The organism is Caulobacter sp. CCUG 60055 (genome assembly GCF_022750545.1).
GTDB lineage: Bacteria > Pseudomonadota > Alphaproteobacteria > Caulobacterales > Caulobacteraceae > PUIC01.
The window spans coordinates 12,085-26,241 of sequence record NZ_PUIC01000009.1 but is presented as its reverse complement, the minus strand read 5'-3'; the positions used below and the strand labels follow the sequence as shown (position 1 = coordinate 26,241).

Here is a 14,157-nt window from a genome sequence, read left to right as displayed (position 1 = left end):
GTGTTCGGAAGACGCTCCCAGGATGGCGAGGCCGGGCCGGCGCGGGGCGAGCGGCCGCCGCCGGCGGCGGCCGGCGTCGCCATCGCCACGCGGCCCCAGCGCGTCGATCCCGCCGTCGCGTCCGCGCCGACGCCGGCCGCCGGCAAGCCGGGCGGCGGACCGCGCCAGACCAGCGCCTTCGAACAGCTGAAAGCCGCCCAGGCCGCCGCCGCGCCGCCGGCCGCGCCGGCCCAGATCGTTCGTGAGCAGAGCGACTACTATCACGCCACCAAGACGACGATCTTCAACGCGCTGATCAACACCATCGATCTGGCGCAGCTGGCCCAGCTCGACGCCAAGACCGCCGCCGAGGAGATCCGCGACATCGTCGCCGAACTGGTGGCGATCAAGAACGTCTCGATGTCGGTGGCCGAGCAGGAGCACCTCGTCCAGGACATCATCAACGACGTCCTCGGCTATGGCCCGCTGGAGCCCCTGCTGGCCCGCGACGACATCGCCGACATCATGGTCAACGGCGCCGGCCGGGTGTTCATCGAAGTCGGCGGCAAGGTGCAGCTGACCAATGTCCGCTTCCGCGACAACGGCCAGCTGATGAACATCTGTCAGCGGATCGTCAGCCAGGTCGGCCGCCGCGTCGACGAAAGCTCGCCGATCTGCGACGCGCGCCTGCCCGACGGTTCGCGCGTCAACGTCATCGCCCCTCCCTTGGCTCTGGACGGTCCGACCCTGACCATCCGGAAGTTCAAGAAGGACAAGCTGACCATGCGCAACCTGGTCGAGTTCGGCTCGGTCAGCCCGGAGGGAGCGCGGGTTCTCGGCGTGATCGGCGCCAGCCGCTGCAATGTGCTGATCTCGGGCGGCACCGGTTCGGGCAAGACCACCCTGCTCAACACCATGACGGCGTTCATCGACCCGACCGAGCGGGTGATCACCTGCGAGGACGCCGCCGAGCTGCAACTGCAGCAGCCGCACGTGGTGCGCCTGGAGACCCGGCCGCCCAACCTGGAAGGCCAGGGCCAGATCACCATGCGCGACCTGGTCAAGAACTGCCTGCGGATGCGCCCTGAGCGGATCATCGTCGGCGAGGTGCGCGGCTCCGAAGCGTTCGACCTCCTGCAGGCGATGAACACCGGCCACGACGGGTCGATGGGCACCTTGCACGCCAATAGCCCGCGCGAGGCGATCAGCCGCCTGGAATCGATGATCACCATGGGCGGCTACGGCCTGCCGTCCAAGACCATCCGCGAGATGATCGTCGGCTCGGTCGACATCATCATCCAGGCCGCCCGCCTGCGCGACGGCTCGCGCCGGATCACCCACGTCACCGAGGTTCTCGGCCTCGAGGGCGAGGTGATCATCACCCAGGACCTGTTCGTTTACGACATCACCGGCGAGGACCCGCAGGGCGGGGTGGTCGGCCGCCACCGTTCGACCGGCATCGCCCGCCCGCGCTTCTGGGACCGCGCCCGCTATTACGGCCTGGAGCGTGAGCTGGCCGAAGCCCTCGACGCGGCGGAATAGGCATGGACCAGACGCTGGCCCTCATCCTGGTCGCCGTCCTGGCTTTCGTGATGGTGGCCGGCGTCGGCCTGGCCTTCGCCGGTGGCGACGGCTCGAACAAGGTCGTCAAGCGGGCGCAGTCGGTGACGGGAGACAACGCCCGCAGGGACGCCGGGGGCCGCGGCCGTCCGGCGGCCAATGATCCGCTGGCGCGTCGCAAGCAGATCCTGCGCACCCTGAAGGAACAGGAGAAGCAGCAGCGCAAGGTGTCGCTGACCCTGGAGGCGCGCCTGCGCCAGGCCGGGCTGGACGTCACCGTCCGCCAGTTCTGGATCGCCAGCGCCGCGCTGGCCATGCTGGTGCTGGTCGCGGCCCTGGTTCTGCGGGCCCACCCGCTGATTGCGATCGGGGCGGCCTTCGCGGCAGGCGGCGGCCTGCCGCGCTGGGTGGTTGGATTCCTGGCCAAGCGGCGGACCAAGAAATTCACCGAGGCCTTCTCGGACGCCATCGACATCATCGTGCGCGGCATCAAGTCGGGCCTGCCGGTGCATGACTGCCTGCGCATCATCTCGGTCGAAAGTCCCGAGCCCCTGGGCGGCGAGTTCAAGCGGCTGGTCGAGAATGTCGGCATGGGCATGACTATCGACCAGGCTCTGGAGCGGATGTACGAGCGCATGCCCACCTCCGAGCTGCGCTTCTTCACCATCGTCCTCAACATCCAGCAGAAGACTGGCGGCAACCTGGCCGAGGCGCTGGGCAACCTGTCGGCCGTGCTGCGTTCGCGCAAGCTCATGCGCGAGAAGATCAAGGCCCTTTCCGCGGAAGCCACGGCCTCGGCCTTCATCATCGGCTGCCTGCCGCCGGGCGTGATGGCGCTGATCTCGGCCGTGGCGCCCACCTACATCGCGCCTCTGTTCACCGACAATCGCGGCCATCTGATGCTGATGGTCGCCGCCGTGTGGATGACCGTCGGCATCGTGGTCATGCGCAAGATGATCAATTTCAAGTTCTAGCCGGGGCCTCGCCATGAACCTCGTCCAGATCTTGACCAACCCCGACAACATCCTGGCGGTGGTGGTCGCCGCCATCTGCTTCGCCACCATCGTCACTATCGTCGGGCCGATGCTGAACAGGTCGGGCCTCGAGAGCCGGATGAAGTCGGTGGCCGACCGCAAGGAGCAGCTTCGCCGGCGCTCGCGCGAGGCCTTGGCCGCGCGCGGCTCTTCGGCGGGCGCGGGCCTTCGCCACGCCGACGAGGGGCTCTACAAGCGGGTAGTCGAGCGCCTGCAGCTCTCGCGTCTGCTCGAGGACCCGAAGGTGGTCGACAAGCTGGCCCAGGCCGGGTTTCGCGGGCCGCGGCCGGTGACCACCTTCTATTTCTTCCGCTTTGTCACGCCGTTCGTGTTCGCGGCGCTGATCGCCTTCTATCTGTTCGTGATCAACGGTTTCGGCTTGCCCGGCTTCACCCGTTTCGCTTTCTCGATCGCCGGCCTGACGCTGGGCTACTACGCGCCCAACGTCTACATCACCAACGCCGCCCAGAAGCGCCGCCAGTCGATCATGGAGGCGTTCCCGGACGCGCTCGACCTGCTGCTGATCTGCGTCGAGTCCGGCATGTCGATCGAGGCCGCCCTTCAGAAAGTCGGCGCCGAGGTCGGAGCTTCCTCGATCGAACTCGCCGAGGAGCTCGGCCTGCTGGTCGCCGAGCTGTCCTACCTGCCCGAACGCCGCCTGGCTTACGAAGGCCTCGGCAGGCGGACCAACCACCCGGGGGTCAAGTCCGTGGTCACGGCGATGATCCAGGCCGAACGCTATGGCACGCCGCTGGGTTCGGCGTTGCGGGTGATGGCCAAGGAGAACCGCGAGCTGCGCCTGTCGGCGGCCGAGAAGAAGGCGGCGGCCCTGCCGGCCAAGCTCACCGTGCCGATGATCCTGTTCTTCCTGCCGGTGCTGTTCATCGTCATCCTCGGACCGGCGGTGATGAAGGTGCAGGACGCCTTCCATCACTAGATCTGCGCCGGCGCGGTCGGATCAGTCGCCCGCGTCGATCTTGTAGCCGTAGCCGCGCACGGTGCGGATCAGTCCGGCCTCGGGGTCGAGCTCCAGCTTGGCGCGGATGCGGCGGATATAGACGTCGACGACGTTGGTCAGCGGGTCGCTGTCGTAGCCCCAGACCTTGTTCAGGATGCGCGTGCGGCTCATCACCTTGCCGGGGGCGCTCATCAGCAGGTCGAGCAGCTGGTATTCCTTGGCGGTCAGTTCGACCACCCGGCCGCTCTTGCGGATCTCCATGGCGTCGCGGTCGAGCGAGACCTCGCCGATCACCACCCGGGGCGGCGGTCCGGCGTCGAAGCCGCGCCCGCGCCGGGCCAGCGCCTCGACCCGCGCCAGCAGCTCGTCGAAATCGAAGGGCTTGGTCAGATAGTCGTCGGCGCCGCCACGCAGCCCGTCGATCTTGTCCTCGGTGGCGTCCATCGCGGTCAGCATCAGGATCGGCGTGGCCAGGCCGCGCAGGCGCAGCTTGCGGCACAGCTCCTTGCCCGAGAAGCCGGGCAGCATGACGTCGAGGACGAGGACGTCGAAGTTCTCGCTGGTCGCCCGCGCGTAGCCTTCCGGGCCGTCCTTGGCGTGGGCGACGCTGTGCCCTTCGGCTTCGAGCCCGCGGATCAGGAAGTCGGCGACGCGCAGGTCGTCTTCGACCAGGAGGATGGACATCAGGCGGCCTCGGAGGCGTTGGTGTTGGCGTCGGCGGGATGCGCCTTGGCGCGGCGGGGCAGGCGGATCAGGGCCCGGGCGCCGCCGTCGGGGCGGTTCTCCAGGCTGGCGGTTCCGCCCTGGGCTTCAATGAGGGCGCGGACCACCGACAGGCCCAGGCCCGAACCGTCGCCGCGGGTCTCGCCGCGGCGGAAGCGCGCGAACAGCTCGCCTTCGAGGCCGGCCGGGACGCCGGGGCCGTCGTCGTCGACCGCGATCCAGGCCTCGGCCTCGTCGGCGCCGGCGCGCAGGGTGATGGCCACGCCCGGCCAGGTGTGGCGCAGGGCGTTGTCGACCAGGGCGGTCACGATCTGCCGCAGCCGGTCGGGGTCGGCGTCGACCTCGGCCGCCAGGCCCGGCGCCACGCCGATGCTGGCGCTCTTCTCCCCGGCCAGGGCGTCGAAATCGGCCGCCACGCGCTGGACCAGCTCCTGCAGGTCGACGCGCTCGCGCCTGAGCGGCAGGCCGCCGGCCTCGGCGCGCGCGATCAGGAACAGGTCGTCGACCAGCCGGCCCATGCCCTGAGTCTGCTCCAGAATGCGGCCGAACGCCGTGGCGGCGTCGACCTCGCCGCGCTCCACGGCGCGCAGCGCCACCTGGGCCTCGCCTCGGATGATGGTCAGCGGCGTGCGCAGCTCGTGCCCGACGTCGGCCAGGAAGCGCCGCCGGCGCTCGTCCTCGGCGGCGAGGGCGGCGTTGGCGGCCTCCAGCTCGGCGGTGCGGTTGGCCACGGCGCTCTCCAGCCCCGTCTTGGCGCGGATCAGCGCCGCCTGCTTCTCGGCCAGCTCGCGGGTCATGCTGTCGAAGGCGTCGGACAGCCGGGCCAGCTCGTCGTCGCCGCCGAGGCAGATGCGTCGCGACAGGTCGCCCGCGCCGACGTCGCGCGCGCCGCGCTCCAGCCGCTCCAGGCCCCGCCGCAGCCGCCAGAAGGTCAGGGTGAAGATGCGTAGGGCCAGGACGAAGCCCACCACCACCGACACCGCCGCCGTGGTCGAGGCCGCCCGGGCCAGGGTCGAGGCGCGGGCGGCGGCGGCCTGGATGGCCTGGTCACCGGTGATGATCTCGGTCTCGATCAGCTTCTTGAACCGCTCTTGCGGCGCGAAGAACGCGTCGGCGGCGTGGGCCATGCCGACCGGGCCGCGCTCGGACTGCAGCCTGGGCAGGTCGGCGAAGAACCGCGGATAGTCGTGGAACACCACCAGGCTGTTCTCGGCGCTGGTCTGAATGACGGCGTTGGCCGCCGCCCGCCGGCCGCCGGCCGCCTTGGCCAGGACCGCCGTCTCGGCCAGGCTGATGCGGAAACGGCTCAGGGCCTCGGCTCGGTCGCGCTCGGCCTCGGGGCCGACGCCGGTGGCCACCCGCCAGTTGGCCTGCTCGAGGGCGGCGGATTGATAGTAGAGCCGGGTGTAGGACGCGGTCAGGCGGTGGGTTTCGCGCACCATGTCGACCGCGTCGCGGGCGGCGTGGGCGGCGTGCAGATAGACCGCCCCGCTCAGGGCGATGAGCACGAAGCCGACCACGGCGACGACGGCGAATTTCAGGCGCAAGGATCTTCGAAAGGGGGGCATGGCGGCGGCGTGGATGACGGACGCCCTGTGGCGCGTGTCGCTCATGCTACAGTCTCGACGCCGTGGCATGAAGTCGGCGTGGTCGAGCGATGAAAATCCCATGACGAGGATGGCGGCTGTTCCGTGTCTTCTATTATTCATCCGAGGTCTATGGGGTGTTCATGGGGAGGGAACGGCGGCTGTCATCGACGAAAACGTGTTTGCAGTCGTCAGGGATCACCCCATCCATCCCGGCGCCCTTCCCGAGGCGGGACGATCCCGCTCGTACTGGTGAACTGATGAAACGTCTGCTGATCGGCGGCCTGATGCTTACGCCCCTCGGCGCCTGCGCCCTGGGCGCGGCCCCGCCGGCGCCCGACCTGCGCACCCCCGCCGCCTATGAGGCGCCGGCGGGACAGCCGCTCGCCGCCCAGGCGCTCGACCGCTGGTGGACGCTGTACGGCGACGCGCAGCTGGAGAGCCTGGTCGAGCGGGCCTTGGCCGAGGCGCCCGACGCCCGCACGGCGGCCGCCAAGCTGCGCGAGGCCCAGGCCGTGCGCCGCCAGGCCCTGTGGGCCACCCTGCCGCAGGGCGACATCCAGGGCTCGGCCGCCAAGACCCGCACCGACCAGGTCTCCGGCGCCCAGACCGGGTTCGTCTCCGGGTTAGGCGAAAGCGAGAGCGAGACGCTGAACTTCAACGTCAGCTGGGAGCTCGACCTGTGGGGCAAGCTCCGCGCCGCCCGCCGGGCGGCCAACGCCGACCTCGCCGGCGCCCGCTTCGACTATGAAAGCAGCCGCGCCGCCCTGGCCGCCAGCGTCGCCGACAGCCTGTTCCAGGCGCGCGGCCTGGCCGTCCAGCTCGACGACGCCCGCGAGACCCTGCGCATCCAGCGTGCGCTGCACGACGTCGCCGCCAAGAAGGCCGGCCTGGGCCTCGCGCCGTCGTCTGACGCCGACCGCACGGCGGCCGACGTCGCCCAGTCCGAGGCCCAGGCCGCGTCGCTCGCCGCCCAGCTCCAGGCCGCGCGCCGGACGCTGCTGGTTCTGGTCGGCCGGGGCGCCGACCCGCTCGACAGCCTGCCGGCCGCAGCCGCGGTTGGAACCGCGCCGCCGCCGCCGGCCGCCGTTCCCGGCGACCTCCTGGCGCGCCGGCCGGACGTGCGCCAGGCCCAGACCCGTTTCGAATCCGCCCTCGGCAGGCTGAGCTACGACAAGCGCGCGCTGTTCCCGAGCTTCACCCTGAAGCCCGGCGTCGGCCTGACGCGCAACGTTCAGCCCGGCAGCAACATCCCAGGCGTCGGCGTCATCCCCGGGCTGGATTCGACCACCTCGAACTGGACCCTGGGCGCCGGCCTCACCGTGCCCGTGCTCGACCTGCCCAAGCTCCTGGCCGAGGTCCGCGCCCAGAACGCCCGCGCCGAGCAGGCGGGGATCGCTTACGAAAAGGCGGTGCAGACCGCCTATTCCGAGGCCGAGAACGCCCTGGTCGGCCTCAATGCGGACGAGAACGGCGTGCGCCTGCTGACCGCCGGCGAAGCCAAGGCCCGCAGCGCCTACGACGCGGCGCGCAAGGGATACGGCGCCGGCCTTTCCGACCTGACCTCGGCCTTGCAGGCCGAACAGCAGTGGCGCGCCGCGCGCACCGCCCTGACCGGCGCCCAGGTGCAGGCCCTGCGCCGCTCGGTCCAGACCTTCAAGGCGCTGGGCGGCGGCTGGTCGCCGGCCGGCCTCGCCCAACAGCCCGCCGCGCCCGCGGCTCCCAAATCCTCCCGATGAGAACGCCCCGCATGACCAAGACGAAAGCCTTGATCGCCTCGACGGCCGCGCTGGCCCTGGCCGTCGGCCTGGCCGGATGCGGCGGCAAGGACGCCGCCAAGAAGGCCGCGCCGGCCGCCGCCGCACGCGCGGCCACCGTCGTGCGCATCGAGCAGCGGCCGCTGACCGGCGGGGTCGAGGCGTCCGGGGTGCTGGTCTCGCGCGAGGAGGCGGCGGTCGGCTCGGAGCTGAGCGGCTATCGCATCGCCCGCGTGCTGGTCGAGCAGGGCGCGCGCGTGCGCGCCGGCCAGCCGCTGGTCCAGCTCGACGACACCCTGCTGCGCGCCCAGATCGCCCAGCAGGCGGCCCAGACCGCCCAGTCCGAGGACCAGGCCAAGCGCGTGGTCGGCCTCGACGGCCAGGGCGTGCTGTCGCAGGAGCAGATCGAGACCCGCCGCTTCCAGGCCAAGGCCCAGGCCGCGGCCCTGGCCGAGCTGAAGACCCGCGAGAGCCGCATGACCATCACCGCGCCGGTGGGCGGCCTGGTGCTGGAGCGCAATGCCCGGCCCGGCGACGTGGCGGGGGGCGGCACGACGCCGATGTTCCGCATCGCCCGCGACAGCCTGGTCGAACTGGAGGCCCAGGTCGCCGAAAACGACCTGTTCCGCATCCATGTCGGCGACGCGGCCAAGGTGACCTTGCCCGGCGGCCAGACGATCGAGGGGACAGTGCGCCTGATCGACCCTACCGTCGACGCGCAGACCAAGCTCGGCAAGGTGCGCATCCGCCTGCCGGTGCGCGACGACCTGCGGCCGGGCGGATTCGGCCGCGCCTCGTTCACCGACCTCAGCCGGCCGGTGCTCGTCGCGCCGGAGAAGGCCGTTCGCTATGACGCCAACGGCGCCTCTGTGGTGATCGTCGGGCCCGACAACCGCGTGCGGCAGACCCCGGTCAAGACCGGCCAACGCGGCGGCGGCTTCGTCGAACTGCTGGACGGCCCGCCGGCCGGATCGCGCATCCTGCTGGGCGCGGCGTCCTTCGCGCTGGAAGGCGACGTGGTCAAGCCGCAGGAAGCGCCGGCCGCGGCCGCCCCTAGCGCGAGCGCCCGCTGATGGCCGAGCTTCGCGTATCCGCCTGGGCGATCAGGAACCCGATCCCGGTCGCGGTGCTGTTCATCGCCCTGGTGATCGCCGGGCTGGCGGCCTACGCCGCCCTTCCGGTCAAGCAGTTCCCCAATGTCTCGTTCCCGGCCGTGCTGGTGACGGTGACGCAGAGCGGGGCCGCGCCGGGCGAGATGGAGACCCAGATCACCCGGCCGGTCGAGGACGCGATCGCCGGCATCTCCAACGTCAAGACCCTGCGCTCTACGGTGACCCAGGGCGCCTCGGTCACCACCGTCGAGTTCGAGATCGGCGAAGACCTGCAGAAGGTCACCGACGAGGTGCGCTCCAAGGTCGACCAGGCCCGCGCCCAGCTGCCGCGCGAGATCGACCCGCCGGTGGTGCAGCGGCTGGAGATCGATTCCGCGCCGATCCTGACCTACGCGGTCTCGGCGCCGCAGATGTCCAACGCCGACCTGTCATGGTTCATCGACGACACGGTGACCCGCGCGTTGCAGGGCCAGAAGGGCGTGGCCCAGGTGGCCCGCGTCGGCGGCGTCAACCGCGAGGTCAACATCATCATCGACCCCGACCGCATGGCGGCGGTGGGGTTGACCGCGCCCCAGCTCAACAACGCCCTGGCCGGCTTCAGCATCGACGCGCCCGGCGGACGGGTGCGGATCGGCGACCGCGAACAGACCCTGCGCGTGCTCGGCGCCGCCGACACCATCAGCCGGCTGCGCGACCTCAGCATCCCCACCACGGGCGGCCGCTTCGTCAAGCTGATCGACGTGGCCCAGATCGGCGACGGCCAGGCCGAGGAGCGGGGCTTCGCCCGGCTGGACAACCAGCCGGTGGTCGCCTTCCAAGTGATGAAGACCAAGCAGTCTAGCGACGTCCAGGTCGAGGACCGGGTCCGGGTCGCGCTGAAGACGCTGGAGACCAACAATCCCCAGGTGAAGTTCACCAAGATCTTCTCGACGGTGGACGACACCCGCGCCAGCTTCGCCGCCACCGAGCACACCCTTTTAGAGGGCATGGTGCTGGCGGCGCTGGTGGTGTTGCTGTTCCTGAAGGAATGGCGGGCGACGGCGATCACCGCCATCGCCATGCCCGTGTCGCTCATCCCGACCTTCGCCTTTATGGCGGTCATGGGCTTCTCGCTCAACGTCGTCACCCTGCTGGCCCTGACCCTGGTCATCGGCATCCTGGTCGACGACGCCATCGTCGAGATCGAGAACATCGAAAAACGGGTGGCGGCCGGGGCCAGGCCCTACCGCGCGGCCATGGAGGGCGCCGATTCCATCGGCCTGGCCGTGGTGGCGACCACCTTCACCATCGTGCTGGTGTTCACGCCGGTGTCGTTCATGCCGGGGGTGGCGGGCCAGTTCTTCAAGGAGTTCGGCCTGACCGTCGCCATGGCGGTGCTGTTTTCGCTGGTGGTGGCCCGCCTGCTGACGCCGCTGCTCGCCGCCTACTTCCTCAAGCCCGCCCGCCATCCGCACCCGCGCAAGGTGTTCAAGGGCTTCTACCGCAACACGCTGGACTGGGCGCTCGACCACCGCATCGTCGCCTGCGTCATCGGCGGGGTCATCTTCATCGGCTCGGTGTCGCTGGCCGTCTTCCTGCCGACCGGGTTCCAGCCCCCGGCCAACAACAACTATTACTATATCAAGGTGCAGGGGCCGCCCGGCTCGACCGTGGCCGACATGGACCGCACCGCCCGCGCCATCACCGAGCTGTTCGCCAAGGAGCCGGAGACCGAGCACGTCTTCGTCCAGATCGGCTCGACCGTGGCGGCGAGCGGACCGGGCGGCGGCGCGGGCGGCAGCGACCTGACCGACGGCACGGTCACCGTGGTGCTGAAGGACAAGCGCCACCTGACGGTCACCCAGATCAAGCAGAAGATGCGCGACAGGCTGCACGCCATTCCGGACGCGCGGGTCAACCTGCTCGGCGACTTCGGCGCCTCGGACGTGCAGACCATCCTGACCAGCAACGACGGCGTGGCCCTGGAACGGGCCGCCCTGGAGCTGGAGCGCCAGATGCGCACCCTGAAGACGATCGCCGACCCGCGTCCGTCGGCGCCGCCCAGCGGCCCGGAGATCGTCATCCGGCCCAAGTCCGACGAGGCCTCGCGCCGGGGCGTCAGCTCGGCCGACATCGCCTCCATCGCCCGGGTGGCCACGGTGGGCGACATCGACGCCAATGTCGCCAAGATGACCCAGGGCGAGCGGCGCATCCCCATCCGGGCGCGTCTGCCCGAGAGCGCCCGCACCGACCTTGAGGCGATCAAGGCCCTGCAGGTTCCCATCGCCGGGGGCGGGACCACGCCGCTGTCCAGCGTCGCCGACGTGGAGTTCCAGGCCGGGCCGGCCAAGATCGACCGTTTCGGCCGCAAGCGGCAGCTGACGATCGAGTCGGACCTGAGCCACGGCGCCCAGCTCGGCGAGGCGGCGCAGGAGATCAACAAGCTGCCGATCATGCAGAACCTGCCGGCCGGCGTCACCCAGGCCCAGGCGGGCGACCAGGAGGCGATGGCCGAACTGTTCGGCGGCTTCGCCGCCGCCCTGCTGGCGGCGGTGGGGCTAGTCTACGGCGTCATGGTCCTGCTGTTCCGCAGCTTCTTCAAGCCGGTGACGATCATGTCGGCCCTGCCGCTGGCCATCGGCGGCGCCTTCGCCGGCCTGCTGGTCGGCGGCATGTCGCTGTCGATCCCGTCGATGATCGGCTTCCTGATGCTGATGGGGCTGGCGGCCAAGAACTCGATCCTGCTGGTCGAGTACGCCATCGAGCGCGAGCGCGCCGGCTTGACCCAGCGCGAGGCGATCATCGAGGCCTGCCGCGAGCGGGCGCGGCCGATCGTGATGACCAGCCTGGCGATGATGGCGGGCATGCTGCCCACGGCGCTCGGCATCGGCAAGGGCTCGGAGTTCCGCCAGCCGATGGCGGTGGCGGTGATCGGCGGCCTGATCACCTCGACGGTGCTGTCGCTGGTGCTGGTGCCGGTGGTCTACGAGATCATCGACGACGTCGAACGCTGGCTGGCGCCCAAGCTGGCGCGCTGGGTCACCCCGCGCGAGGAGCCGGTCCAGGCCGCTCCGGTCGACCGCCTGTAGGTCCAGGATCGTTCCAGGCCGGTCCCGTCTCGACGGGGCTGGCCTGGGGCCCCCGGCCAAATCCGCTCGACGGGCGCCGATGAAGCTCTAGAAGGGAAGGCATGCCCGTCTCCCCCTCCTATCGGCCCGATCCGCGCTTCATGGCTCTGGGGCCGGACTTTTCCGACCCGGTCGCGCCGGCCGATTTCCCCAGGGCCGACATTCGCTTCCGCAACGACCGAGCCGCCGCGGCGGTGGGGCTGGAGGGCCTGACCGACGCCGAGTGGCGGGCGGCCTTCGCCCGCTTCGAGCCGTTGCCCGGCAACCAGCCCGGGCCGCTGGCGATGCGCTATCACGGCCATCAGTTCAGGGTCTACAACCCCGACCTCGGCGACGGCCGGGGCTTTCTGTTCGCCCAGCTGCGCGAAAGCCCCGGCGGGCGCCTGCTCGATCTCGGCACGAAGGGGTCGGGCCAGACGCCCTTCTCCCGTCAGGGCGACGGCCGGCTGACGCTGAAGGGCGGCGTGCGCGAGGTGCTGGCCACCGAGATGCTGGAGGCGCTGGGCGTTCCGACCTCGCGCTCGTTCTCGCTGATCGAGACCGGCGAGGCCCTGGCCCGCAACGACGAGCCGAGCCCGACCCGCTCGGCCGTGCTGACGCGGCTGTCGTGGAGCCACATCCGCTTCGGCTCCTTCCAGCGCCACGCCTATTTCGAGCGGGCCGACCTGATCGGCCGCCTCGTCGAGCATGTGGTCGAGAACTATTATCCCGAGCTGGACGGCGCGGAGGACCTGCCGTCGGCCCTGCTGGCGGCGGTGGTCGAGCGGGCGGCGCGGCTGGCGGCGCGCTGGATGGCGGCCGGGTTCGTGCACGGCGTGCTCAACACCGACAACATGAACATCACCGGCGAGAGCTTCGACTACGGGCCCTATCGGTTCCTGCCCCGCAACGATCCCAACTTCGTCGCCGCCTATTTCGACCAGACCGGCCTCTACAGTTTCGGCCGCCAGCCGGAGGCGGTGTTCTGGAACCTGCAGCAGCTGGCCGGCTGCCTCACCCTGGTCGCCGACGAGGGGGCGCTGGCGGCGGCCCTGAACGGCTTCGGCCCGGCCTATCGCGACGCGTTGCGGGGGGCGATGCTCGACCGGCTGGGGCTGGCCCAGGGCGGGGCGGAGGAAGATGTCGCGCTGGTCAACGCCGCTTTCCGCGCCCTGGCCGCCGGCGGCGAGACGCTGCGCTGGGAGCCGTTTTTCTTCGACTGGTTCGGCGGCGCGGCGTCGGAGGCGCGCGCGATGTCCGGTCCGCGGGCGAGGCTCTACGCCGGCGAGGCGTTCGTTGCGTTCCGCGCGCTGCTGGCCGAGCGGGCGCCCGCGCGGCCGGAACGGCTGGCCCACCCGTACTTCGCCAGGGCCGAGCCCGAGGAGCTGCTCTACGACGAGATCGAGGCGATCTGGTCGGCGATCGCCGACGAGGACGACTGGCGACCGTTCACGGCCAAGATCGCGGCGATCCGGACCGCCGGCCAGGGCTGGGGGGCGCCCTAGCCGGCGGCCTCACGCATCGAGGCGGCTGGACGCGCGGACGATGTCGAGCGCGTCGGCGAGCAGGCGCACGGCGGCCTCCTCGCCCTCGGCGGTCTCGATCTCGGCGACGCGGCGGACCACCGTGCGCAGGAAGTGCGAGATGTCGGACGCGGATTGGTCGTAGGTCTCGGCGAACGCTTCGATCTCGGGTTTCGGCAGCGCCTGCAGCGGATGGCCGGGCTGGATGTGGAGGCGGGGCGAGCGGTCGAGCGCCAGGCGCTCGCGCAGCTCGACCACGGCGCCTTCGGACACCTCGACCTCGACCGCGACGCCCTGGCCCTGGCCGTAGTCGGCGGGGATGCCGATCGGCTTGACCCGCCAGCCCGAACGCATGGCCGGGCCCAGCAGGTAGAGGTCGGTCATGCCGACGATCTTGCGCACGCCGCAGGCCAGGGCCTGCTCGATGACGGCCAGACGCAGTTCGCCCCGGCGATTGAAGCCTTCGGGGCCTCGCGTGCGGCCGACGGCGACCCAGCGGGCGATCTCCCAGACGTCCGGGGCCTTGGCCGAGGCCGGGCCGTCGGCGAGGAAATGCGGGAAGACGTCGGCCACCACGCAGAAGTCGTCGGTGGGGCGGGCGCGCATGCTGGCCTCGACCTGTCCGGCCTTGTCGATGGCCAGGAAATAGATCGCGCGCTCGTCGTCGCCCTCGTCGTACTCGCCGCCGTCCTCGCGCACCGAGAGGGGCCAGCCCCGCTGTTCGACAAAGGCCTCGCGACGCTGGCGATGGGCCTGGAGCAGTTCGTCCGCGTAGAGGTCGCGGTTGGCGTGGGTGACGATATGGATCATGGCGCACCTGTCGGCGGGGAGGGCCGAAT

General features: G+C 70.9%; 10 protein-coding genes. 7 read left to right on the top strand and 3 right to left on the bottom strand.

Annotated elements, in window-relative coordinates; genetic code table 11:
• Genes C5708_RS13505 through C5708_RS13495 form a run of 3 tightly spaced genes read left to right on the top strand, consistent with a single transcriptional unit; the run spans position 1 to position 3,510 of the window.
• Positions 1-1,521 carry a CpaF family protein gene (locus C5708_RS13505; RefSeq protein WP_242921914.1) on the top strand — a complete coding sequence of 507 codons (1,521 nt, stop codon included), beginning with the start codon at positions 1-3 and terminating at the stop codon, positions 1,519-1,521.
• 14 nt (positions 1,522-1,535) lie between these two features.
• Complete coding sequence (locus C5708_RS13500) at positions 1,536-2,513, top strand: type II secretion system F family protein (protein ID WP_242922196.1); 978 nt, start codon at positions 1,536-1,538, stop codon at positions 2,511-2,513.
• 13 nt (positions 2,514-2,526) lie between these two features.
• On the top strand, positions 2,527-3,510 hold the full coding sequence (locus C5708_RS13495) for a type II secretion system F family protein (RefSeq protein WP_242921912.1): 984 nt from the start codon (positions 2,527-2,529) through the stop codon (positions 3,508-3,510).
• 21 nt (positions 3,511-3,531) lie between these two features.
• Here the strand turns inward: C5708_RS13495 and C5708_RS13490 are convergent, their stop codons facing one another.
• Together C5708_RS13490 and C5708_RS13485 are read right to left on the bottom strand one after the other, a co-directional pair.
• A complete protein-coding gene (locus tag C5708_RS13490) occupies positions 3,532-4,215 on the bottom strand; it encodes a response regulator transcription factor (RefSeq protein ID WP_242921910.1) in 684 nt (227 codons plus the stop codon).
• Positions 4,215-5,867: a HAMP domain-containing sensor histidine kinase gene (locus C5708_RS13485; protein WP_242921908.1), complete on the bottom strand. Its 1,653-nt coding sequence runs from the start codon at positions 5,865-5,867 to the stop codon at positions 4,215-4,217. The genes C5708_RS13490 and C5708_RS13485 overlap by 1 nt, the downstream gene beginning before the upstream one ends.
• A gap of 233 nt (positions 5,868-6,100) precedes the next feature.
• Between C5708_RS13485 and C5708_RS13480 the strand changes: the two genes are divergently transcribed.
• The 4 genes from C5708_RS13480 (at position 6,101) to C5708_RS13465 (ending at position 13,300) form a co-directional block, all read left to right on the top strand.
• On the top strand, positions 6,101-7,579 hold the full coding sequence (locus tag C5708_RS13480; RefSeq protein WP_242921906.1) for a TolC family protein: 1,479 nt from the start codon (positions 6,101-6,103) through the stop codon (positions 7,577-7,579).
• An 11-nt stretch (positions 7,580-7,590) separates the two neighbouring features.
• Positions 7,591-8,670, top strand: a complete 1,080-nt coding sequence (locus C5708_RS13475; protein ID WP_242921904.1) for an efflux RND transporter periplasmic adaptor subunit — start codon at positions 7,591-7,593, stop codon at positions 8,668-8,670.
• Positions 8,670-11,777 carry an efflux RND transporter permease subunit gene (locus C5708_RS13470; RefSeq protein WP_242921902.1) on the top strand — a complete coding sequence of 1,036 codons (3,108 nt, stop codon included), beginning with the start codon at positions 8,670-8,672 and terminating at the stop codon, positions 11,775-11,777. Before C5708_RS13475 ends, C5708_RS13470 begins: the two co-directional genes overlap by 1 nt.
• Before the next feature lie 101 nt (positions 11,778-11,878).
• Positions 11,879-13,300, top strand: coding sequence for a protein adenylyltransferase SelO (locus C5708_RS13465; RefSeq protein ID WP_242921900.1), 1,422 nt, complete (start codon positions 11,879-11,881; stop codon positions 13,298-13,300).
• A gap of 9 nt (positions 13,301-13,309) precedes the next feature.
• Here the strand turns inward: C5708_RS13465 and C5708_RS13460 are convergent, their stop codons facing one another.
• Positions 13,310-14,128, bottom strand: a complete 819-nt coding sequence (locus C5708_RS13460; RefSeq protein ID WP_242921898.1) for an acyl-homoserine-lactone synthase — start codon at positions 14,126-14,128, stop codon at positions 13,310-13,312.
• Between the last annotated feature and the right edge of the window lie 29 nt (positions 14,129-14,157).